The sequence below is a fragment of the Streptomyces sp. NPDC060198 genome (assembly GCF_042728415.1).
GTDB lineage: Bacteria > Actinomycetota > Actinomycetes > Streptomycetales > Streptomycetaceae > Streptomyces.
Window position 1 is genome coordinate 1 of record NZ_JBHWZJ010000096.1, and the last position, 22,288, is coordinate 22,288.

The following is a 22,288-nucleotide window of genomic DNA, read 5'->3' on the forward strand; positions in this document are numbered from 1 at the left end:
CGGACGAAGATCAGGTCGATCTTCGCTTTGCCCCCGCACGGGGGCGCCGCGCCGGCCTTCGGTCCGTCCGAACGCTCGGGCCTGATCGGGACGGCCCTCAGGCGACGGTCACCGTGCCGACGACGATCCGGTGGTCCGAGCAGGCCGCGACGCCCGTGCAGGACGTGGAGATGGCGAGTGAGTCCTCGCTGTACGAGCCGGCCAACGCGCTCTCGCGGACGAAGATCAGGTCGATCTTCGCTTTGCCCCCGCACGGGGGCGCCGCGCCGGGGGTACCCTCCGCCGTCCACTCCCCGTAGCCGAGGCAGTTGCCCGTGTCGTTGTCGTCGAGCTCCCGGTACGCACCGGTGTTGTTGCCGTTGTTCGGCACGTCGAGGCTCGGCGCGTAGAACGGGTTCAGTCGGCCGTAGTGCGGCTGGGCGTTGAAGTCGCCCGAGATCAGGACCGTCTCGCCGGCGGCGTGATAGGACTCCAGCTTCTGCCGCACAGCATCCAGCTGGGCCACGTTGAACGACTGGTTCGTGGTGATGTGCGTCGTACAGAACCGGATGGCGGGGGTGTCGGCCAGCGGCGCGCACAGCAGGTTCCGCTTCTCGGCCGAGCCGTCGTCCGGCAGCGCGATACGGGCCGCGGTGCCCAGCGGCTGCTTGCCGAACAGTGCGTTGCCGAACGCCTCGCCGTTGCACACCGAGGAGTTGCCCGCCGGGCGGCTCGGTTCGAAGCGCGCGAAGTTCTGCGTGTCCGCGGGCCAGCCCTTGGCGCGCAGCGCGGTCACCAGGGCGTCGTACTGCCCCCTGCACAGTTCGTTGAACCCGGCGAAGTCGGCCGCCCGGTTCACGATGGACGCGGCCGCCTGATCCACCATGCCGTCGGTGGTGGAACCGTCGTGGATGGTGTTCCCGGCCACGTTCCACTGCCACACCGTGTACGTATGAGGTGCCGCCGCCTCGGCCTGTGCCGCTACCGCCGCCGACGACAGCACCGCGCCCAGCGCTCCCGCGAGCACGATTCGGGCGCCACGTCGTCGGATGTCGTGAAGTCGCATCGTCGGTCCCCCTCCTTGTGTCCGGCCGCTCGGCGGCCGGACGCCGCACCGCGTCGGCACGCTGGTGATCCTAAAGCGTGTTGTCCCGCGATTCCTGGCGGGACAACCCTCGGGCAGAAGTCCCGCGCCTCGCCCATGCCGTCTCCGCACCGTCCCCACCGGAGCGCGCGCAGGGGCCCTTCCATCGTCGCCATCTTGTGACCAGGGGTGATGTTCCACCACATCTAAGGGCAGGCTAACCTAAGCCACATGAAAGCTGGTGAGAGCACTTCCGGCACGGCGTACGCCCCTTCGGCTGCCGACGTGCCACAGACGCGCGGTCACGGACTGTCCGCGAACGCGGTGACCGTCGCCTACGGCCGGACGGACGTCGTGCACGAGGCGAGCCTCGCCCTGCGGCCCGCCGAGGTGACCGCCCTGGTGGGTCCCAACGGCAGCGGGAAGTCGACGCTGCTGCGTACGCTCGCCCGGCTCCAGAACGCGCGCGGCGGCTCGCTCACCGTGGACGCCGGCACCGAGGAGGCCACGGACGCCTTCGCGCTCGGCGCCCGCGAATTCGCCAAGTGCGTCGCGCTGCTGACCCAGTCCCGGTCCACGCCGGGCGGCCTCAGCGTGCGGGACGTGGTCGAGTTCGGCCGCTACCCGCACCGGGGCCGCTGGGGTCGTCCCGACCCGGACGGCGCCGCCGCGGTGGACCGCGCCCTCGCCCTCACCGGTGTCGAGGACCTCGCCGGTCGCGGCGTCGAACAGCTCTCCGGCGGGCAGCTCCAGCGGGTGTGGCTGGCGAGCTGCCTGGCGCAGGAGACCGGCGTCCTGCTCCTGGACGAACCGACCACCTACCTCGACCTCCGCTACCAGGTCGAACTCCTCGACCTGATGCGCGATCTCGCCGACTTCCACGGTATCGCCGTGGGTGTCGTGCTCCACGACCTCGACCAGGCGGCGGCCGTCGCCGACCGGGTCGCTCTGCTCCACGCGGGACGCGTCGTCGCCGACGGCGCGCCCGAGGACGTGTTCACACCGGAGTTGCTGTCCGACGTCTACGGCATCCGCATCGACGTCGACACCGATCCGTCCACGGGCCGGCTGCGCACCCGCGCGATAGGCCGCCACCACTCCAGATCCGAAAGGCTCAGCACCTCCTCATGAAGCGTCACCTCCTCGCCGCGGCCACCGTCGCCGTCGCCGCCCTCTCGCTGACCGCCTGCGGCACCTCGGAGCCGTCCACGGACGACTCCGCGGCCTCCGCGACGCCCGCCTCCCAGAAGATCACCGTCACCGACGCCACCGGCACCAAGGTGACGCTCGACGGGCCGGCCACCAAGGTCGTCGCCACCGAGTGGAACGTGATCGAGGACCTGGTCACGCTGGGCGTCGCTCCCGTGGGCGTGGCGGACATCAAGGGGTATGCCGCGTGGAACACCGCGGCCCCGCTGACCGGCAGCCCGAAGGACATCGGTACCCGTGGCGAGCCGAGCATCGACACGGTCGCGGCCCTGGCGCCGGACCTCGTCGTCGCCACCGACGACCTCTCCCCCGACGTGGTGGCGCAGCTGCGCAAGGTCGCCCCGGTCATCCAGGTGACCTCCGCCGACGGTGCCGACCAGGTCGGCACCATGACCAAGGGTCTCGACCTCATCGCGCAGGCCACCGGCAAGACCGCCGAGGCCGACACGGTGAAGAAGGAGTTCGAGGCGAACATCGCCGAGAACAAGAAGGCTCTGGAGGACGCCGGTCTCGGCGGCGCCTCGATCGCCTCCGCCGACGGTTACGTCGACGCCAACCAGGTCTCCGTCCGCGCCTACACCGCCAAGTCCCTGCTGGGCGCGGTCAACGAGCAGCTCGGTCTGAAGAACGCCTGGACCGTGGAGGGCGACAAGGCCTACGGTCTCGCGACCACCGACGTCGAGGGCCTCACCAAGCTCGGTGACGTCCACTTCACCTACGTCGCCAACGACGTGGACGGCGACGCGTTCGCCGACAACCTGTCGAAGAACGCGGTCTGGAAGTCGCTTCCGTTCGTCAAGGACGGCAATGTGCACCGGCTGCCCGACGGCGTCTGGATGTTCGGTGGTCCCCGCTCCATGGAGGCGTACGCCGACTCTCTCGTCGACGCCCTGACGAAGAAGTAGCGCGCCGTGGCCGTCATCGAGAACACCGCGGTCGGCCGTGACCGCACCGCCGCGGCCACGACGGGCGCGGTCGCGGTGACGGCCGGGCTCGTGCTGCTCGTCCTGGTCCTCGCCGTCGTCGACATCACCCAGGGCACCGCCGACGTCGGCGCGTCCCAGGTCTGGGACGCGGTCCTCGGCCGGGCCGACACCGGGGACTCCTCCGTCGTCATCGCGTCCCGGCTGCCGCGCATGGTCGCAGGCATCCTCGTCGGGCTGGCGCTCGGCGCGGCCGGCAGTGCCCTCCAGGCGGTCAGCCGCAACGTCCTCGCCGCGCCGGACACCCTGGCGGTGAACGCCGGTTCGTACCTGGCGCTCGGCGTGGTCGCCGTCACCGGTGTCTCGCTGCCGTTCCTCGCCTCCTCCGGTGCCGCGTTCGTCGGCGGCCTCGCCGCCGCGGCCGTGGTGCTCGGGCTGTCCGGGCTCGGCAAGGGGACGGTACGTCTGGTCCTCGCGGGCAGTGCGCTGATGCTGGGTCTGAACGCGGTGACCGAGGCGCTGCTGCTGCTCTTCCCGCAGAAGACCGAAGGTCTCTACCGGTGGGGTCAGGGCGGCATCGGACAGAACGGGTTCGACGGGGTCCAGCAGATGCTGCCCGCCGTCGTGGTGGGACTCGCCGGGCTGCTGCTCGTCGCCCGCCGGGTCGACGCGCTCGGCCTGGGCGACGACGCCGCGCGGGGACTGGGGGTGCCCGTACGCGGCACCCGGATCACCACCGTCGTGCTGGCCACGCTGCTTTCGGCGGCGGCGGTCACGCTCGCCGGGCCGATCGGTTTCGTCGGTCTCTGCGCCCCGGCGCTGGTACGCCCGCTGGCCCGCCGGTACCGCGGGCTCGTACGGTTCCGTGTCGGCATGCCGGTCGCCGGGCTGATGGGTGCTGCCCTCATCCTGGGCGCGGACGTGCTGCTGCGGGCACTCGTCCCCGCCGACCTCGCCGTGGAGGTGCCCACGGGCGTCGTCACGACCGTGGTCGGCGGTGTCTTCCTGGTCGCGATGGCGCTCCGCACCAAGGACACCGCCTCGGCCGAGGCGCCGGACCGGCTGCGGATTCCCGGCCGGACGGCCTACCTGGTCACGGTGACGGTCCTCGTCGTGGCCCTGGTGGGCGTGGTCGTCGCGGCGGTACTCGTCGGCGACGCGAAGCTGCTGCTCGGCGACGTCGTGAACTGGGCGCAGGGGAAGTCCGGACGGGTCGTCACCTACGTCCTGGACACCCGGGTCCCCCGGGTGCTGGCGGCCCTCCTCGCGGGCGCCGCACTGGCCCTGTCCGGCACGCTGGTGCAGGCGGTGACCCGCAACCCGCTCGCGGAGCCGGGCATCCTCGGCGTCACGGGCGGCGCGGGGCTGGGTGCCGTACTGGTCGTCACCACCGTGACGGCCGCGAGTTCCTGGGTGATCGCCGGGGCGGCGTTCGCCGGGGCGGCCGTCGCCTCCGGGCTCGTCTTCGGACTGGCGGCGCGCAGCGGTTTCGGGCAGAACCGTCTGGTCCTGCTGGGCATGGGGGTGTTCGCCACCACCACGGCGCTGATCAGCCTGGTCATCGTGCTCAGCGACCCGTTCGACACGACGCGTGCGCTGACCTGGCTCTCCGGCTCCACCTACGGCCGGAACATGCCCGACGTGCTGCCCGTCGCGGTGGTGCTCGCGGGGGGCCTCGTCTGGTCGGTGGTACGCCGCCGGGAGCTGGACCTCGTCGCGCTGGACGAGAACACCCCGAGGCTCCTCGGTCTGCATCTCACCCGGGCCCGGCTCGGCTTCCTGGTCGTGTCGGTGCTGCTCGCGGCCTCCGCCGTCGCGGCGGCCGGGCTCATCGGCTTCGTCGGTCTGGTCGCCCCGCACGCGGCGCGCGCGCTGGTCGGCCGTCGGCACGCGCGGGTCGTCCCGGTCGCGGTGCTGCTCGGAGCGATCCTGGTCTGTCTCGCGGACATGGCGGGCCGCACGGTGATCGCCCCGGCGCAGCTCGGCGCGGGCCTGATGACCGCGGTCATCGGTGCCCCGTACTTCCTCTACCTGCTGGTCCGTACCCGCCGCTGAGCCGCCCGCGTACGCCCCGCCTTCCCTGTCGCGTTTCTCGGGGAGGCGGGGCGTACGTGCGTCCGGACACGGCCTCAGTGGGCGAACTGGCAGATCCCGCGCGGCAGGTAGGTGCCGTGCCCGGCGTGTCCGACGTAGGAGTGCTTGTCGATCACGGTGACGCCGCGCGAGATCACGGTCTCCACCCGCCCGGTCAGGCGCTTGCCCTCGTACGCCGAATAGTCGACGTTCATGTGGTGGGTGGCGGCCGAGATCGTCTGCTCGGCGTGTGGGTCGTAGAGGACGATGTCGGCGTCGGATCCGGGGGCGATGGTGCCCTTCTTCGGGTACAGCCCGAACATCCGGGCCGGGGTGGCGCAGGCGATCTCGATCCAGCGGCGCAGCCCGATGTGCCCGTCGACGACGGCCTGGTGGAGGAGGTCCATCCGGTTCTCCACGCCCGGCATGCCGTTGGGGATCTTGCTGAAGTCGTCCCTCCCCATCTCCTTCTGCCCCTTGAAGCAGAACGGGCAGTGGTCGGTGGAGACGACCTGGAGGTCGTTGGTCCGCAGCCCCCGCCAGAGCGCCGCTTGGTGCTCCTTGGGGCGCAGCGGGGTGGAGCAGACGTACTTGGCGCCCTCGAAGCCGGGTTCGGCGAGGTTGTCGGTCGACAGGAAGAGGTACTGAGGACAGGTCTCGCCGAACACCGGGAGGCCTTCGTCCCTGGCCCGGGCGATCTCGGCGACGGCCTCCTGGGCCGACACGTGCACGACGTAGAGGGGCGCCCCGGCCACCTGGCTGAGCTTGATCACCCGGTGCGTGGCCTCCGCTTCGAGCAGCGCCTTGCGTACCTCCCCGTGGTAGCGGGGGTCGCGTTCGCCGCGCGCCAGCGCCTGTTCGACCAGGACGTCGATGGCGAGGCCGTTCTCGGCGTGGGTCATCACCAGCCCGCCGTTGGAGCCGGCCTGCTGCATGGCCCTCAGGATCTGGCCGTCGTCGGAGAGGAACACCCCGGGGTAGGCGGTGAAGAGCTTGAACGAGGTGACGCCGGCCGAGACGAGCTGGTCCATCTCCTTGAGCGAGGAGGCGTTCACGTCGGACATGATCATGTGGAAGCCGTAGTCGATCGCGCACTTCCCCTCGGCCTTCTCGTGCCAGGCGTCGAGCCCGGCCTTCAGCGACCCGCCCTTGGACTGGATGGCGAAGTCCACGATGGTCGTCGTGCCGCCCCAGGCGGCGGCCAGGGTCCCGGTCTCGAAGGTGTCGGAGGCGTACGTGCCGCCGAACGGCATCTCCATGTGGGTGTGGGCGTCCACCCCGCCCGGGATCACGTACTTTCCGGTGGCGTCGATCCTCCGCCCGGTCCAGCCCTCGGCCACGTCGCTGCCGTGGGCGGCGAGCGCGATGACGCGGCCCCCCTCGATCAGCACATCGGCGTGGATCTCGTCGGACGCGGTGACGACGAGTCCGCCGTGGATCACGGTGCGGCTCATATGCCTCTCCTCGCTGTGCCGGGAAGGGACCCACGGGGAGCCTGGCCCCCGGGGGTGGTGATGCGGAAGGGGGTGGAAGCGGCGGGCCGCCTCTCGGCCGCCCGCCGTGCACCGGTCAGCCCGCCGCGCGCAGGGCCTCGCCCAGGATCGACGCGCCCTCCTCCGCCTCGGCGACGGACAGGGAGAGCGGTGGGGCGATGCGCAGCACGCTGGTGCTGTGTCCGCCGCCCTTGCCGATGAGCAGTCCGCCCTCGCGCGCCGCCTCCAGGACGGCTGCTGCCGCCCCGGGGTTCGCCCGGTCGGTGCCGGGCTCCACCAGCTCGATCCCGATCATGAGTCCGCGTCCGCGCACCTCGCGTACCGAGGCCACCGGGGCGGCGAGGGCCCGCAGGCGTTCGATGAGCAGTCCGCCGACCCGGCGGGAGTTGCCCTGGAGGTCGTGGTCCAGGAGGTAGGTGAGGTTGGCGAGGCCGGCCGCCATGGTGACGGGCGACCCGCCGAACGTGGAGATGGAGTTGGCGTCCAGGCAGTTCATCACCTCGGCGCGGGCGACCACTCCGCCGATGGACATGCCGTTGCCGATGCCCTTGGCGAAGGTGAGGATGTCCGGCGGGCCGTTCTCGGCGTGCGCCTGCCAGCCCCAGAAGTGGTCGCCGGTCCGGCCCCAGCCGGTCTGCACCTCGTCGGAGATCCACAGGACGCCGTGCCGGTCGAGCACCTCGCGGAAGGCCGCGTAGAGGCCGTCCGGCGGCGAGGTGAAGCCGCCGACCCCCTGGACCGGCTCGGCGATGAGCGCGGCGGCCCCCCGGGTGTGCCCGAGCAGGTCCTCCAGGTCGCGTACGCAGGCCGCGGTGAACTCGGCGTCGGTCAGATCCGCGTACGGTCCCCGGGTGCGTACCCCGCCGTGCACGTACAGGGTCTGGAGCGGGGAGAGGGTGGTGGGCGACCAGCTCCGGTTGCCTGTCACGGAGACGGTCGAGAACGATCTGCCGTGGTAGCTGTTGCGCATCGCGAGGATCTGGTTGGAACCCCGGTAGGTGGTGGCGAGCAGCAGCGCCGTGTCGTTGGCCTCGGTGCCGGAGGTGGTGAAGAAGACCCGGGCGTCCGGGATTCCGGAGAGGGTGGCGACACGCTCGGCGAGGTCCACCAGCGGGCGGTTGAGGTAGAGCGTGGACGAGTGGACGATCCGCCCGGCCTGCTCGCTGATCGCCTTGGTCACCTCGGGGAGCGCGTGCGCGGTCATCGTGGTGAGGATGCCGCCGAAGAAGTCCAGATAGCGGTTGCCGTCCGCGTCCCAGACGTGGCGCCCCTCGCCGTGGGTGATCTCCAGCGGCCGCTCGTAGTAGAGGGTGAGCCAGTCGGGGCTGACCGCGCGGTGGCGCGCGTGGAGGTCCGTCACGGCTCCACCAGCCCGTCGTAGGCGTCCGGCCGGCGGTCGCGGTAGAAGGCCCACTGGTTGCGGACCTCCTCGATCAGGTCGAAGTCCAAGTCCCTGACGACGAGTTCCTCCTCCTTGTCGCTGGCGACGTCGCCCACGAACCGGCCCCGCGGGTCGACGAAGTAGCTCGTGCCGTAGAAGTCGTTGTCGCCGTACTCCTCCCGGCCGACCCGGTTGATCGCGGCGATGAAGTACTCGTTGGCGACGGCCGAGGCGGGCTGCTCCAACTGCCAGAGATAGCTGGAGAGTCCGCGCGAGGTCGCGGACGGGTTGTAGACCAACTGAGCTCCGTTGAGGCCGAGTTGACGCCATCCCTCGGGGAAGTGCCGGTCGTAGCAGATGTAGACGCCCACCTTGCCGACCGCCGTGTCGAACACGGGCCAGCCGGCGTTCCCGGGCTTGAAGTAGTACTTCTCCCAGAAACCCTTGACCTGCGGGATGTGGTGCTTGCGGTACTTGCCGAGGTACGAACCGTCGGCGTCGATCACCGCGGCGGTGTTGTAGTAGAAGCCCGACTGCTCGATCTCGAAGACCGGCACCACGACGACCATGCCGGTCTCGCGGGCGAGTTCCTGCATCCGGGAGACCGTCGGGCCGTCCGGCACCGGCTCGGCCCAGCGGTAGTGCTCCGGCTCCTGCACCTGGCAGAAGTACGGGGCGTTGAAGACCTCCTGGAACCCGATGATCTTCGCCCCCTGCCGGGCGGCCTCGCGCGCGTGCTCCTCATGTTTGGCGATCATGGATTCGGTGTCGCCGGTCCAGGTCGCCTGGACGAGTGCGGCGCGAACGACGTGGGACATGAGCTGCTCCTTCGACGCGACGTCAGAGCCTCTACGCGTTTTCTACGCGGGTGGACACGGAAGGTAGGAGGAGAACGTAAGCCCCTCCCCACGGCGGGGCAAGACCGTCGCCGTGAACCGGCCGAGTCGATCACATTTCGCAGCCGAGCGGCCCGTACCCCCACCCGACACGCCGGAAGCAGCCCGGACGGGCCCCGGCGCCCGCTCATGACCGGTCGTCAGACACCGGCTACGCCCGCGACCCTCAGAGCGTGCACGAGGTCCCACTCCCGGGCCGCCGACACCGCACGGGCCGCCGCCAGCAGTTGCGGTACGAGACGGGCGGGGCCCGCGCCGGCGATGCGCGCGGCGTCCTGCGGGGACCTGACCCGGACGAAGGCGCCCAGCAGTTCCTCCGCCTCGGCCTCCCGGCCCGCGAGGTCCAGTGCGACCGCCGCGTCGGCTATCTCCTCGGCCGGCCGGGAAGCGACCTGTCGCAGAAGTTGCCCGCGGTCCTCGCCGCGCCCGGCTTCCGCGAGGGAGGCGATCGCCGCTGCCAACCCGGCCGGTGGCAGCGAGGACACCTCCCAGAGCAGGGTGGCCCAGTCGGCGCCGAGACCGGCGAGCCCCAGTGCCACCGCCAGCACCGGCAGCCGCTCGGCGGGCCAGGCCGCCGCCTCGCAGAGCACCGCGTACGCCTCTCCCGTGCGCCCCTCGGCCCGCATCGCCAGGAGCTGCGCGACCGCGTCGGCGGCGGCCCGTACGGTCTCCGGGTCGGCGGCCGGGACCGGCGCCGGCCCATCGGGGCCCGCGTCCGCCGCCGGGGCGGCGGCCCCGAAGCGGGCGCCGCGGGGCTTCGGCGCGGACGGGGCGGCGGAGGGCAGCAGGGGGAGCACCGAAGGCGGGGGCCCGGCCTCGTCGGCCTCCAGTCCCGCGAATCTGGCCCCACGCGGCTTCCCGCGCACCGGCTTCCGGACGGGGCGGCCTGCCGGCTCGGGCGGTGCGGGCGCGGCGGGCAAGGAAGTCACTTGTTCCGTAAGGGCTTTCGGGGCACGCCGCGCCCGCACCGCACCCCCGGGGCTCTCCCCGTGTCCGTCAGCCCCGTATCCGTCCACCTCGGGCCGGAACCAGCCGCTCGGGGCGGCGATCGCCGCCAGGCGGGTGCGGAGTTCGTCGCAGCGGGCACAGGCGCGGCGGTGGTCGTCCTCGGCCCAGGCGCGTGCCTGCCGGTCGGCGGTACGCGCTCCGCCCGCCCCGGCGGCGCGCAGTCGGCTGGCCGCCTCCTCCTGCTCGCGGATCATCAACTCCAGCCGCTGGTTCAGCTCCCGACGGCCGCCGGGGAGCCGGTCGCGGGCCGCCGCCGATGCCGAATAGAGGGAGGCGGCCCGCACGGACTCCCGTTCGGCGAATCGCGTACCGCAGACGGCGGCCAGATCCTGCAGGAGCGACTCGACAACGTCCCAGGGCGGTATCTCGACGCCCTCGAAGCAGGCCCGCATCCCGGCGGGATCACGTCGGACGAAGACTCCGTACCAACCGCTCCCTGGATCAAGGCGAGCAGCCAACTCTCCCAGGAACCAAGCGAATTCATCCACTTCGACCACTTGCTGACGCACCGTCATCGCCGCCCTCGTCGGCCCTCGGCTGGAACCCTCCAGTCAGCTCGCATTCGACCGCAGCCGTGTTACGGCGCGGCTACGCCCACTTTTCGAGTCCGAGGCACGGGAAGTCCGAGGCACGGTAAGTCCGGGGCGCGCGGCCTCTCAGAAGGTCACGGCGATCCCGGTGTGCGGCCGCTTTCCGAGCCGTACGACCATGGCCGGCCAGTCGACCAGCCAGAACTTCCAGGTGTACTTGCGGGCCAGAGTCTTGCGTACGGCCGCCATGCCCGCCCCTTCGACGAGCCGTGCGGTCCCCTCCACACCGGCCGTACCGTCCGCGATCCGGCCCTTGACGTCGCAGACGGTGACGCGGACACGGGGGTCGCGGCGGAGCCGCTTCACCTTCCACGAGTCCGAGCGGGTCCAGACGTAGAGCGTCCCGCCGTCGACCGCCGCCCATACCGGCGTGGCGACGGGGGTGCCGTCCTTGCGATAGGTGGTCAGGCTGACGTACTCGCTGCGCGCGAAGTCCTGGAGAGTCACGGCCCGAGCCTAAGGCCACGCCACGGGCTCGACGGCAGCCCTCAGGCACCGAGCGGCAGCAGATACCCGGCGGGTACGGGCACGGGTCCCGCCGGCTCCGCCTCGCCGGGCTCCTCGGCGCAGCCCGCGAGGATCTCGTCCAGGGTGAGCCCGAGGGCGGCGGCGATGGCCGCCACCGTGAAGAACGCGGGCGTCGGGGCGCGGCCGGTCTCGATCTTGCGGAGGGTTTCGGCGGAGAGGCCGGCGCTCGCCGCGACGGCGACCATGCTGCGCTCGCCGCGCGCCTCGCGCAGCAGGGCACCGAGCCGTTCGCCGCGCAGGCGCTCTTCCGGGGTCAGGGGCGTTCGTACCATGCCGTCATTCTAATACCGCATGGACCGGTATAGTAATTGGTATGGTGCAACTCAAGACAGAGACCTCCCTGGCCGCGATGCGGGAGGCCGGCCGGGTCGTGGCGCAGATGCTGACCGCCACGCGCGAGGCGGCGGTGGAGGGCGTGAGCCTGCGTGACCTCGACGCAGTGGCGCGCGACGTACTGCGTGAGGCCGGGGCCGGATCACCCTTTCTCCACTACCACCCGCATTTCGCACCCGTACCGTTTCCGGCGGTGATCTGCGCGTCGGTGAACGACGCGATCGTGCACGGAATCCCCGACGGCTACCGGCTGCGCGACGGCGACCTGGTCAGCATCGACGCGGGCGCGCTGCTGGACGGGTGGGCGGGCGACTCCGCGGTCAGCTTCACCGTGGGGCGGGCACGGCCCGCCGACACGCTGCTGATCGACACCGCGTACGCGGCACTGGAAGCGGGCATCGCGGCGGCCGTCGTCGGCAACCGCATCGGTGACATCGCCCACGCGATCGGCACGGTCTGCCGCGCGGCGGGCTACGGCATCCCCGAGGGGTTCGGCGGGCACGGTATCGGCCGGGCCATGCACGAGGACCCGTCCGTGCCGAACGAGGGGCGTCCGGGGCGGGGGCTCCCCCTGCGCAACGGCATGGTGCTGGCGATCGAGCCGATGCTGATCGCCGGCGGCGGAGACCGCTTCCGGCCGGACCCGGACGGCTGGACACTGCGGACCACGGACGGCAGCCGGGCCGCCCACGCCGAGCACACGGTGGCCATCACCGACGACGGCCCCCGCATCCTGACGGCGCTCTGAGCGACCCGGCGGGCGGTCCGCGGACGTCGCGGGCCGCCCACGGCGGACCTCGATCAGCGCCTGCCGCCGCTCGGCGTCACCACCATGGCCGAGCCGCCGCCCCGGCGTACCGTCTCCGCCGCGGCGAGCCATCGCCCGTCGGGCAGCCGCTCGACGCCGGTGGCCGCGCCGATCTCCGGGTTCAACTTGAACACATGCCCGAGGGATTCCAGTTGGGCCCGCAGCGGGCTGTCCCACAGGGCGGGCTCGATCTCGGTGGCCGCCGCGTTGCGCTGACTGGCGCGGGGCGCCGCGATGGCATCGACGAGCGGCAGCCCGCGGTCGAGCCGGCCGGTCAGGGTCTGGAGCACCGTGGTGATGATGGTCGCCCCGCCGGGCGATCCGAGCGCCAGCACCGGCTTCCCGTGGTCGAGCACGATCGTCGGCGAGATCGAGGAGCGCGGGCGCTTGCCCGGACCGGGCAGGTTCGGGTCGTGCACGGCCGGGTTGGCGGGCGCGAAGGAGAAGTCCGTCAGCTCGTTGTTGAGCAGGAACCCGCGTCCGGGCACCGTGATGCCGCTGCCACCGGTCGACTCGATGGTCAGGGTGTAGGCGACGACGTTGCCCCACTTGTCGGCGGTCGTCAGGTGGGTGGTGTTCTCCCCCTCGAAGGTCGTCGGGGCGGCGGTTCCGCCCGTCGCGCACGGGGTCGGGGACGTGGGGTCACCGGGCGCCAGCGGGCTGGTCAGCACGGCGTCGTCGCGGACGAGGCAGGCCCGCGAGTCGGCGAACCGCTGACTGAGCAGTCCGGCCGTGGGGACGTCCTCGAACGCCGGGTCGCCGACCCAGCGCCCCCGGTCCGCGAAGGCGATCCGGCTCGCCTCGACGAACCGGTGCAGATACTGCGCCCGACTCGCCTTCGAGAGGTCGGTGGACTCCAGGATGTTGAGGGCCTCTCCGACGCTGGTGCCGCCGGACGAGGAGGGCGCGATGCCGTAGACGTCGAGTCCGCGGTAGCCCACCCTGGTCGGCGCCTGCCGCAGCGCCCGGTACGCCTTCAGGTCCTTGGCGGTCAGGTCGCCGGCCCGCGCGACACGGCCGGACGCCGGGTCGACGGGAGGCTTGCGCACGGTGCGCACGATGTCGTCGGCCAGGTCGCCCCGGTAGAGCTCCTCGACGCCTTCACGGCCGAGCTTCTCGTACGTACGGGCCAGGTCCGGGTTCTTGAACACCGACCCCACGACCGGGAGTTCACCGCCGGGCAGGAAGAGCTTCGCGGTATCCGGGAAGTCGGCGAACCGCTCCTGGTTCCCCTCGGTCTGGCTGCGGAAGGTGCCGTCCACGACGAACCCGTCACGGGCCAGGCGCTCGGCGGGTTTCAGCAGGGCGCCGAGCGACTTGGTGCCCCAGGTATCGAGCGCCTTGTCCCAGGTGGCGGGGGTGCCGGGGGTGCCGACGCCGAGTCCGCTGGTGACGGCGTCGTTGAAGGCGAGCGGCTTGCCGTCCTCCAGGAAGAGCGAGGAGTCCGCGCTGCGCGGCGCCGTCTCACGGCCGTCGATGGTCTGCACCGTACGGGACTTGGCGTCGTAGAGGACGAAGTACCCGCCGCCGCCGATCCCGGCCGAGTACGGTTCGGTGACCCCGAGCGCGGCGGCCGTCGCCACGGCCGCGTCCACGGCGTTGCCGCCCTTGCGCAGCACCTCGATACCGGCCGCGGTGGCGTCCGCGTCCACGCTGGCCACCGCTCCCCCGTATCCCGCGGCCACCGGCGTCTTGGCCGGTAAGCCTGGTCGTGGCGAGGATCCGGCGGGGGCTGCCGCCCCGACGGACGCCACCACGGCGAGCACGGCCAGGACCGATACGTTCCGTCCGACAGGACGACGCATGCGTACCTCCAGTTGAGAACCGTCCGCGCAGACTAACCCCGGGCCGACCGGATCGTCAGGACCGCCTCGAACAGGCACCCGGATGCCCGCTACTATCCCCGGCCATGACCGACGACGTACGCAACATCGTGCTGGGCGTCATCGCCGCGGGGGTGAGCGCGGCTCTCGGCTGGCTCGCGCGCACCTACCTCTGGCGCCGTAAACTCCGCCGCAAGCAGGCCTTCTTCGGCCTTCCGGCCAACTCCGAATGCCTGCTGGTCGTCAACCGGGACCCGGGCACGGACGGCGCGGTGCACCGCCACGACGTCTTCGCCCTGCTGGAGCTGTCGGCGATGATCAAGGAGTGCGGGGCGCACGCGCAGATCCTCTCCCACGACACGGCACGCCAGGGCTTCGGCGAGCGCACGGAGTACTGCGTGGGCGGTCCGGGATCCAACCGGCGCATGGCCGCCCACCTCCAGTCCCTGCTTCCCGGCGTGCGGGTGAACACCGACCGCGAACCGGGCCCGGACCGGGCCTCTTTCCGCATCGGCACGGAGTACTACCCGGTGGAGAACGGCGTCCTGGAACACGTACTGCTGGCCCGGCTGAGCATCGGCCGGGAGGCCCGGCCGGTGTTCCTCCTCTGCGGCCAGCGCGCGATCACCAACCAGGCAGCGGCCCGCCATCTCGTGCGCCACTACGAGAAGTTGACGCGCACCTACCGCGACTCGACTTTCTGCCTGCTGCTGAAGGTCGTCAACTCCGAGGCGTACGGCCCCGACATGGTGGAGGTGGTGGCGGACGTGACGCGAGCCGCGCAGACCCCTCTCCCCGCGCCGGCCCTCGCCACCGAAGCCACCGAAGCCACCGCCTGAGCGGGACACCGGGCGGCGGCACAGGAGGGAAAATCGGCATTCCGGGAAACCGGACCGCCGAGAACGCGGGAGGCGAAGCCGGCGAGCCAGAAAAGGCGTGCGAGCCGGTTCGACGGGCGGCGGTTCAACGGGGGCGGTTCGACGGGGGCGGTTCAACCACTTCCGAGTTTGAATCCGACCCCTCGCACGGTAATGATCCATCCATTGGCCCCCAGTTTTCCGCGGAGGCTGCTGACGTGCGTGTCCACGGTCCGCCTCGACCATGAATCACCCCACACCTGCTGGAGCAACCTCTTCCTCGGAATTACGGTGTCCGGATAGGAGGCGAGCACGCAGAGAAGATCGAACTCTTTCCGGGTCAGCCCCACGTTCCGTCCGGCGAGTCGGACTTCACGGGAATTCACGTCGATGTGCAGAGGACCGCGGTCGATCGCCGCGCCCGCACTGCGCCGGGAGCGCACCCGGCGCATGACCGCGTCGATCCGGGCCATCAGCTCCCGGAACCCGTAAGGCTTGACGAGGTAGTCGTCGGCGCCGGACTGCAGACCGAGGACGCGGTCGAGTTCGGATCCGCGGGCGGTGACGACGATCATCGGCACGCAGCTCACCGCGCGGATCCCCTTGCAGACCTCCAGGCCGTCCAGGTCGGGGAGATCGAGGTCCAACAGGACCAGATCCACGTCCTCGTGGGCTTCCAGGGCCGCGCTCCCACGGTCCACGGCGGCAACCTCGTGGCCGTGCCGGCGCAGACCGTCCACCAGCGCGCAGGCGTCGGAGGCGTCGTTCTCCACGATGAGAATGCGCCAACCGCCCGGCGCGGACTGCGCGGCGCGGACGGGAAGCCCGACGGACGGCGACCGCACCGCGGCCGCCGTCCCGGCGCGGCCGGACGGTGCGGCCGCCCCCGGTATGAGGGGCCCCGGCAACCGCTGCGACGAAGTGTGCGACATATTGGCCCCCTGGACACGTTCGCGGAGTGCGGTCACGTACGTGGGGGCAATTCTACGAACGGGACTAGCGAACCCACAGGGCCACAGGGTGAAGAGACTGTTGCAGTCGCATGAAACAGTATCCAATATGTGACCCACGACTCGGCCCGGGGATTGCGCGGAATCGCCCGCGCTCGGACCGACCTGCCCGGCCTCCCGTCTTCCGGGCGGACCGAACCGCACCGCGGGCGGCTTCCGGTCATCCAGAATTTCCCGCCCGAAGAGGGTGACGTGTGTCACGGTCAGTGTTTTCCGGTGCCGCCGCGCCCCCTTTCCCGGCCGCGGCGTGATCCGCCGAGGACGGGCGGTGCAGTGGCAACCCGGTGGACGCGAGAGGGAGTCCGGTACCGCCGTGTCGTCGCGCGACCAGCTGCGCGGCGACGGAGATCGCCGTCTCCTCCGGCGTGCGGCCACCCAGATCGAGCCCGATCGGTGAGGCGAGCCGGGCCAGTTGGGCCTCGGTGACACCCTCCGCCCTCAGCCGCGCCACCCGCTCCCCGTGCACCCGGCGGGAACCCATCGCCCCGACGTAGGCGACCGGCAGCCGCAGGGCGAGGGCGAGCAGCGGCAGGTCGAACTTGGGGTCGTGGGTGACCACGCAGAGCACCGTCCGGGCGTCCACGTCGGTTCCCGCGAGATAGCGGTGCGGCCAGTCGACGACCACCTCGTCCGCGCCGGGAAAGCGGGCCGGGGTGAGGAAGGCGGGCCGGGCGTCGCAGACGGTGACGCGGTAGCCGAGGAAGACGCCGATCCGCGTCAGGGCGGCAGCGAAGTCGTTGGCACCGAAGACGATCAGACGGGGCGGAGGTGCCGACGACTCGACGAAGAGGGTGACCGGGCGCCCGCAGTACGAGCCGTCGGCCCCCAGGGTCACGGTGCCCGTCCGGCCGGCGGCGAGCAGCGCCGCGGCTTCCGCCGCCGCGGCCCCGTCCAGCCGGGGATCGCCGCCGAGCGTCCCGGCGCGTGAGCCGTCCGGACGGACGGTCAGCAGTCTGCCCCCCGGTTCCGGCAGGCCGTCCAGTACCCGTACGAGCGCGACGCCCCGGCCGGCGGCCGCGTGGTCCAGCGCGTCGTCCAGCGCCCCGGCGCCCGCGTCCGCCAGGACCGGGGTGACCAGGACGTCGATGATCCCGCCGCAGGTGAGGCCGACGGCGAAGGCGTCCTCGTCGCTGAAGCCGAATCGTTCCAGCACGGCATTCCCGTCGTCCAGGGCGCGTTCACAGAGGTCGTGTACCGCCCCCTCCACACATCCCCCGGAGACCGAGCCGAGTACCGTGCCCGCCCGGTCCAGAGCGAGCGCCGCACCGGGCTGCCTCGGGGCGCTGCCCTGGACGCCGACCACGGTGGCCACCGCGAAGTCCTTCCCCTCGTCCCGCCATCGACGCAGCTCTCCGGCCAAATCGAGCATTCGCCCCTCCAGGTGCGACTGGTGCGACTGGTGCGACTGGCACCGCCCGTGCGCGGCGCACGCGCTCGGCGCGCGGGGCGGATGGAACACGCCGGACACGCCGGACACGCCGGACACGCGCACCCGTCCGGGCCATCCGGGGCCCGAGGCGTGCGCCACCACACCTCCGGCGGCCCGTCCGCCCCCGGCGCCGCTCGTCCGTCCCGGCCGCCAAGACCGGTCAGGCGTCGCCGGGCAGGCGGGACTTGCGAACCACGCCCCAGGGCCGTCAGCCGTCCGCGCGGTCGTCCGCGTCGAGGACGCGACGCAGCAGCAGGGTGAGCGTCTTGCGCTCGTCCGGGTCCAGACAGGACAGGAAGGCGTCCTGGGACGCCTTCGCGACCTCGCTCAGCCGGCGTTGCTCCGCGACACCCTCGTCGGTGAGTTCCACCACCTGGCGCCGCCGGTCCGCCCGGTCCCGGGTGCGCCGCACCAGGCCCCGCTCCTCGACGGTGTCGAGGTAACCGCCCAGATGGCTGCGCTGGAATCCGAGCCGGTCCGCCATGACGTGCTGGGGCAGCGGTCCGAAGTCGGCGAGCGCGGTGAGCGTGGCGAAGTGGGGCAGCCGGAGCCCCGACCGTCCCACCGCGTCGACCAGGGCCTCGTGCCCGATGCGGGCCACGTGGCTGGCGACGTACGAGGGCAGGGCCAGCAGGCTGGGCGGGCGGAGCCCCTCCTGGGGCAGGCCCCCTCGCGGGCCGGCGCTCTCCGTAGGGCTGCCGCCGGGTCGGCACTGCTCGGTGTCGCTCATACCGGCATCGTACGCGACGACAGTGCCTGGACGTAAGGACGACGTCATGTAATGATTCCGTCGTGATATTAATTTGGCGCTCCCGCCCCGTTGCGCGTACGGCGGCGCCCACGTCCCGGAGGACCGCTCGATGACCGACACGCCCACCACCCCCGCCGAGGCCCCGGCCTCCACCCCGGCCGCACGCTCCATCGCCGCGCCGTTCGCCGCCCTGCTGCTCGCGGTGCTGTCCTTCTCGCTGATGCAGACGATGGTCGTGCCGGCGCTGCCCAACCTCCGGGAGGAGTTCGGCGCCTCGACGACCGGCGTCTCCTGGGTGATCAGCTCCTTCCTCCTGACCGCCTCCGTCGCCACCGCGCTGCTGGGCCGGGTCGGCGACATGTTCGGCAAGAAGCGGGTACTGATCGCGAGCCTCAGCGTCTTCGCCCTCGGCACCCTGCTCGCCGCCCTGTCCGACTCCCTCGGTCTGCTGATCGCGGCCCGCGCCGTCCAGGGCGTCGGCTCGGCCGCCTTCCCGCTGGCCTTCGGCATCGTGCGCGACCAGTTCCCGCGCGAGCGGGTCCCGGTGGCCATCGGCCTGATCTCCTCCACCTTCGGCATCGGTTTCGGTGTGGGCCTGGTGATCCCGGGGCCGATCGTGGACGCGCTGGACTGGCACTGGATCTTCTGGCTCGGCCTGATCGTGATCCTGCTGGGCATCGCCGCCGTGGCAGCCTTCATCCAGGAGTCCTCGGTCCGCTCCCCCGGCCGCATCGACTGGCCCGGTGTCTTCCTGCTCAGTGCGGGCATCGTGGCGCTGCTGCTCGCCATCAGCCAGGGCAAGTCGTGGGGCTGGGCCTCGGTGTCGGTCATCGGCCTGTTCGTCGCCGCGCTCGTGCTGCTGGCGGTGTTCTGGTACGTGGAGACCAAGGTGCGCGAGCCGCTCATCGACATCGAACTGCTGCGCCGCCCCGCGGTTCTGACCAGCCACATCACCGCCCTCATCATCGGTTTCGGCATGTACGGGGCCTTCACCCTCGTCCCGCTGCTCGCGCAGACCCCCTCCCGGGCCGGATACGGCTTCGACGCCTCCGTCACCGAGTCGGGGCTGTTCATGGTGCCGATGGCGGTGACCATGCTGTTCGCGAGTCCGCTCGCCGGACGGCTCGGCGCGGCCTTCGGATGGAAGCTCCCGCTGGTGCTGGCCTGCCTGATCGGCGTGGTCGGGTTCGTCGTCTACGCGGCGGCGCACGACAGCGAGTGGGCCATGTACGCGGGCTCCGCCGTCCTCGGCATCGGTGTCGGGTTCGCCTTCGCGGCCCTCGCCAACCTCGTGGTCAGCGCCGTCGACCGGAGCCAGACCGGCCAGGCGACCGGCATCAACACCATCATGCGGACCATCGGGGGCTCGCTGGGCGCGCAGATCGCGGCGTCGCTGGTCGCGGCGGAGACGATCCCGGGCACGCCGATCCCCGTCGAGTCCGGCTACACCACGGCGTTCGTGATGTCCGCGGTCGCCCTCGGCGTGGCCACGCTGGCCGCCCTGGCGGGTCCGGGGTCCTTGCGCCGCAAGGCCGTGGCCGCCGCCCCCGCCCCGAGCAGCGGCCCCAGCGCCGCCTGACGATCCCAGGAGCCCACAGGCATGCCCGACTACGGACACGACCTCCTCTTCGGCACCGTCCTGGTGCCTTCGGCCGGGGACGGCGACTCGGCCGTCGCCCTCGCCCGCACGGCCGACCGGGCCGGACTGGACCTGGTGAGCGTCCCGGACCACCCCTATCAGCCGGGCATGCTCGACGCCTGGGCGGCGCTCGCGGTCATCGCCGCGTCCACCTCCCGGGTGCGGGTCTTCCCCAACGTGGCGAACCTGCCGCTGCGTCCGCCCTCCGTGCTGGCCCGCACGGCGGCGAGCCTGGACCTGCTGACCGGCGGACGCGTCGAGCTGGGTCTCGGTGCGGGGGCCTACTGGGACTCGATCGCCGCGGACGGCGGACCGCGCAGGACCCCCGGCGAGGCGGTCCGGGCGACCCGGGAGGCCATCGAGGTCATCCGGGCGCTCTGGACCCCGGGGCGGCAGGTCCGCCTCGACGGCAAGCACTACGGGCTCTACGGGGCCGCCTCCGGCCCCGCCCCGGCCCACCCCATGTCCCTGTGGGTCGGGGCGGTCGGTCCCCGGATGCTGGACCTGGTCGGGTCGGCGGGCGACGGCTGGCTGCCCAGCGTGCCGCACGTGCCCCCGGCGCGCCTCGGGGCCGGCCACCGGATCGTCGACGAGGCCGCCGAACGGGCGGGTCGCGCCCCGGCGGACGTACGGCGGTTGTACAACCTCTCGCCGGGGCCGGGCGGTTTCCCCGAGGGGCCTCCCGCCGCGTGGCCGGAGCAACTGGCCCGACTGGCCCTGGAGCACGGCACCAGCGCGTTCCTGCTGCCGGCCCACCACCCGGATCTGCTGCGGACGTTCGGCGAGGAAGTGGCTCCGGCCACCCGGGAGCTGGTGGAACGGGCGCGCAGGGGCGGCGGCAGTACGGAACCGCAGGCGCGGCCCGCCGCCCCCGCGCCCCCCGCCCGCCGTCCGGCGGAGTCCTCCGGCGACGGGGACCGGCTCGGGGTGCGGGCCACGCCGCCGCCCGCCGAGCGTTTCTCCACCGAGCGGTTGTGGGACGAGTCGACCCGGCCCGTCGCACCGCCCGCCGGCCCGGAGCGGCGGCGCGACCCGGCGCCCGCGCGCAATCTCGTGGCCGCGCACGACAGCCTCCGGGCCGACCTGGACCGGCTCCGCGAGGTGGCCCGGGAGGTGCTGGCGGAGACCCTGGACCCCGGCGCGGCCCGCTCGGAGATCCAGAAGCTGAGTCTGCGTCAGAACAACTGGACGCTGGGCGCCTACTGCGCGTCGTACTGCCGGGTGACCACCCTGCACCACACGCGTGAGGACCAGGACCTCTTTCCCCACCTGCGTCGCTCCGAGCCGGGCCTCGCCCCGGTCCTCGACCGGCTCACCGAGGAGCACCACGCCATACAGGGGGTGATCGACCGGCTCGACCGGGAGCTGGTCGCCTTCGTCCGGGGCGAAGGCGGCCGGGACGGGCTGGCCGCCGCGGTGGACCTGCTCACCGACGTACTGCTCTCCCATCTCGCTTACGAGGAAGCGGAGTTGATCGAGCCGATGGCGCGGTACGGCACCGGCTGGTGATCCGGCCGGAGCGGCCCGGTCACGCGGGTCGCTCCGTGGTGTTCGCACACTCACCCGGGCTCCTGTCCCGTCGCCACCGGGCGGGACGGGTCCGCCGACCAGGCGGACCAGGAGCCCGGGTAGAGGGCCGCTCCGGTGACGCCCGCGCGTTCCAGGGCGAGCAGGTCGTGGCAGGCGGTGACGCCGCTGCCGCAGTAGACGACGACCCCGGTCCCTTCCTCCACGCCGAGCGCCCGGAACCGCTCGCGCAGCCGCTCGGGGGTGTGGAAGGAGCCGTCCGGGGCCAGGTTGCCGGCCCAGGGGGCGCTGCGGGCCCCGGGGACGTGCCCCGACGCCTTGTCGGAGGGGAGTACGACGGCCCCGGAGTAGCGGTCGGCGGCGCGGGCGTCCAGAACCACGGCCTCGCCGGAGGCGACCTCGTCGGCGGTGCGCAGCAGGTCCCGGGGCCAGGCGACGGGGGTGAGCACGGCCGGTTCCGGTGTCACGTCTCCGGTCTCCCGCTCCCCCTCCCAGGCGGCCAGTCCCCCGTCGAGCAGGGCGGCGGGCCGCCCGGTGCTCCGCAGCAGCCAGACCAGCCGGGCGGCGTACGCCCCGCCGTCGGCGTCGTAGGCCACCACGGTGGTGCCGTCCCCGACGGAGAGCGCGCCGAGTGCGCGGGCGAAGTCCTCGGGGTCCGGCAGCGGATGGCGGCCGTCCACGTCGTCGGCCGGCGCGGAGAGCACCGTGTCGACGTCGACCCAGACGGCTCCGGGCAGATGCCCGGTCCGGTAGGCGTCCCGGCCGCTGCGGCCGTCGAGGAACCAGCGCACGTCGGCGAGCACGAGCGCGCCGAGGCGCTCGCGCACCCAGGCCGCGTCGACCACGGGCGGGAGGGTGGAAGCGGTGGCGGCGGGGACAGGCGCGGGGGCCGGCGGGCGTACGGGTTCGGGCACGGCGGGTCCTTCCGGTGGCGCGGGACGTAGGGA

Annotated in this window: 19 protein-coding genes; 7 read left to right on the top strand and 12 right to left on the bottom strand. The window is 72.5% G+C overall.

The window, feature by feature from the left end; genetic code table 11:
- Window positions 1-97 precede the first annotated feature (97 nt).
- Window positions 98-1,045: an endonuclease/exonuclease/phosphatase family protein gene (locus ACFWEP_RS14815; RefSeq protein ID WP_387370098.1), complete on the bottom strand. Its 948-nt coding sequence runs from the start codon at window positions 1,043-1,045 to the stop codon at window positions 98-100.
- A gap of 249 nt (window positions 1,046-1,294) precedes the next feature.
- Here ACFWEP_RS14815 and ACFWEP_RS14820 point away from each other — a divergent pair, with 249 nt between their 5' ends.
- Genes ACFWEP_RS14820 through ACFWEP_RS14830 form a run of 3 tightly spaced genes read left to right on the top strand, consistent with a single transcriptional unit; the run spans window position 1,295 to window position 5,250 of the window.
- Window positions 1,295-2,194 carry an ABC transporter ATP-binding protein gene (locus tag ACFWEP_RS14820; protein WP_387370102.1) on the top strand — a complete coding sequence of 300 codons (900 nt, stop codon included), beginning with the start codon at window positions 1,295-1,297 and terminating at the stop codon, window positions 2,192-2,194.
- Window positions 2,191-3,177 (top strand): ABC transporter substrate-binding protein, encoded by a 987-nt coding sequence (locus ACFWEP_RS14825; protein WP_387370104.1) that lies wholly within the window; start codon window positions 2,191-2,193, stop codon window positions 3,175-3,177. The genes ACFWEP_RS14820 and ACFWEP_RS14825 overlap by 4 nt, the downstream gene beginning before the upstream one ends.
- 6 nt (window positions 3,178-3,183) lie before the next feature.
- Complete coding sequence (locus ACFWEP_RS14830) at window positions 3,184-5,250, top strand: iron ABC transporter permease (protein ID WP_387370106.1); 2,067 nt, start codon at window positions 3,184-3,186, stop codon at window positions 5,248-5,250.
- Window positions 5,251-5,324: 74 nt separating this feature from the next.
- Here the strand turns inward: ACFWEP_RS14830 and hydA are convergent, their stop codons facing one another.
- The 6 genes from hydA to ACFWEP_RS14860 all read right to left on the bottom strand — a co-directional run bounded on the left by hydA (window position 5,325) and on the right by ACFWEP_RS14860 (window position 11,436).
- Window positions 5,325-6,722: a dihydropyrimidinase gene (gene hydA, locus ACFWEP_RS14835; RefSeq protein WP_387370108.1), complete on the bottom strand. Its 1,398-nt coding sequence runs from the start codon at window positions 6,720-6,722 to the stop codon at window positions 5,325-5,327.
- A gap of 115 nt (window positions 6,723-6,837) precedes the next feature.
- Window positions 6,838-8,121 carry an aspartate aminotransferase family protein gene (locus tag ACFWEP_RS14840; protein ID WP_387370110.1) on the bottom strand — a complete coding sequence of 428 codons (1,284 nt, stop codon included), beginning with the start codon at window positions 8,119-8,121 and terminating at the stop codon, window positions 6,838-6,840.
- Window positions 8,118-8,960, bottom strand: coding sequence for a nitrilase-related carbon-nitrogen hydrolase (locus tag ACFWEP_RS14845; protein WP_328718489.1), 843 nt, complete (start codon window positions 8,958-8,960; stop codon window positions 8,118-8,120). The genes ACFWEP_RS14840 and ACFWEP_RS14845 overlap by 4 nt, the downstream gene beginning before the upstream one ends.
- A gap of 218 nt (window positions 8,961-9,178) precedes the next feature.
- Entirely contained in the window at window positions 9,179-10,561 is a 1,383-nt protein-coding gene (locus ACFWEP_RS14850; RefSeq protein ID WP_387370113.1) for a hypothetical protein, read from the bottom strand.
- Window positions 10,562-10,702: 141 nt separating this feature from the next.
- Window positions 10,703-11,083, bottom strand: a complete 381-nt coding sequence (locus ACFWEP_RS14855; protein ID WP_387370115.1) for a PPOX class F420-dependent oxidoreductase — start codon at window positions 11,081-11,083, stop codon at window positions 10,703-10,705.
- Window positions 11,084-11,124: 41 nt separating this feature from the next.
- Window positions 11,125-11,436 (bottom strand): helix-turn-helix domain-containing protein, encoded by a 312-nt coding sequence (locus ACFWEP_RS14860; protein ID WP_387370117.1) that lies wholly within the window; start codon window positions 11,434-11,436, stop codon window positions 11,125-11,127.
- Between the two features lie 41 nt (window positions 11,437-11,477).
- On the opposite strand from ACFWEP_RS14860, the gene map reads away from it, so the two are divergent.
- Window positions 11,478-12,245: a type I methionyl aminopeptidase gene (map, locus tag ACFWEP_RS14865; protein WP_387370119.1), complete on the top strand. Its 768-nt coding sequence runs from the start codon at window positions 11,478-11,480 to the stop codon at window positions 12,243-12,245.
- A gap of 53 nt (window positions 12,246-12,298) precedes the next feature.
- Here the strand turns inward: map and ggt are convergent, their stop codons facing one another.
- On the bottom strand, window positions 12,299-14,110 hold the full coding sequence (gene ggt, locus ACFWEP_RS14870) for a gamma-glutamyltransferase (protein ID WP_387370121.1): 1,812 nt from the start codon (window positions 14,108-14,110) through the stop codon (window positions 12,299-12,301).
- Between the two features lie 104 nt (window positions 14,111-14,214).
- Here ggt and ACFWEP_RS14875 point away from each other — a divergent pair, with 104 nt between their 5' ends.
- Window positions 14,215-14,967, top strand: a complete 753-nt coding sequence (locus ACFWEP_RS14875; RefSeq protein ID WP_387370123.1) for a hypothetical protein — start codon at window positions 14,215-14,217, stop codon at window positions 14,965-14,967.
- Between the two features lie 152 nt (window positions 14,968-15,119).
- Here the strand turns inward: ACFWEP_RS14875 and ACFWEP_RS14880 are convergent, their stop codons facing one another.
- From ACFWEP_RS14880 to ACFWEP_RS14890, 3 genes are all read right to left on the bottom strand, one after another.
- Window positions 15,120-15,953, bottom strand: a complete 834-nt coding sequence (locus ACFWEP_RS14880; protein ID WP_387370126.1) for a response regulator transcription factor — start codon at window positions 15,951-15,953, stop codon at window positions 15,120-15,122.
- Window positions 15,954-16,155: 202 nt separating this feature from the next.
- Window positions 16,156-17,364, bottom strand: a complete 1,209-nt coding sequence (locus ACFWEP_RS14885; RefSeq protein ID WP_387370128.1) for an XdhC family protein — start codon at window positions 17,362-17,364, stop codon at window positions 16,156-16,158.
- Between the two features lie 268 nt (window positions 17,365-17,632).
- Window positions 17,633-18,154, bottom strand: a complete 522-nt coding sequence (locus ACFWEP_RS14890) for a MarR family winged helix-turn-helix transcriptional regulator (protein WP_387370130.1) — start codon at window positions 18,152-18,154, stop codon at window positions 17,633-17,635.
- 73 nt (window positions 18,155-18,227) lie between these two features.
- On the opposite strand from ACFWEP_RS14890, the gene ACFWEP_RS14895 reads away from it, so the two are divergent.
- Together ACFWEP_RS14895 and ACFWEP_RS14900 are read left to right on the top strand one after the other, a co-directional pair.
- Window positions 18,228-19,754, top strand: a complete 1,527-nt coding sequence (locus tag ACFWEP_RS14895) for an MFS transporter (RefSeq protein ID WP_387370133.1) — start codon at window positions 18,228-18,230, stop codon at window positions 19,752-19,754.
- Between the two features lie 21 nt (window positions 19,755-19,775).
- Entirely contained in the window at window positions 19,776-21,323 is a 1,548-nt protein-coding gene (locus tag ACFWEP_RS14900; RefSeq protein ID WP_387370135.1) for an LLM class flavin-dependent oxidoreductase, read from the top strand.
- Between the two features lie 50 nt (window positions 21,324-21,373).
- On the opposite strand, the gene ACFWEP_RS14905 is transcribed toward ACFWEP_RS14900, so the two are convergent.
- A complete protein-coding gene (locus ACFWEP_RS14905) occupies window positions 21,374-22,186 on the bottom strand; it encodes a sulfurtransferase (RefSeq protein WP_387370138.1) in 813 nt (270 codons plus the stop codon).
- Window positions 22,187-22,288 lie beyond the last annotated feature (102 nt).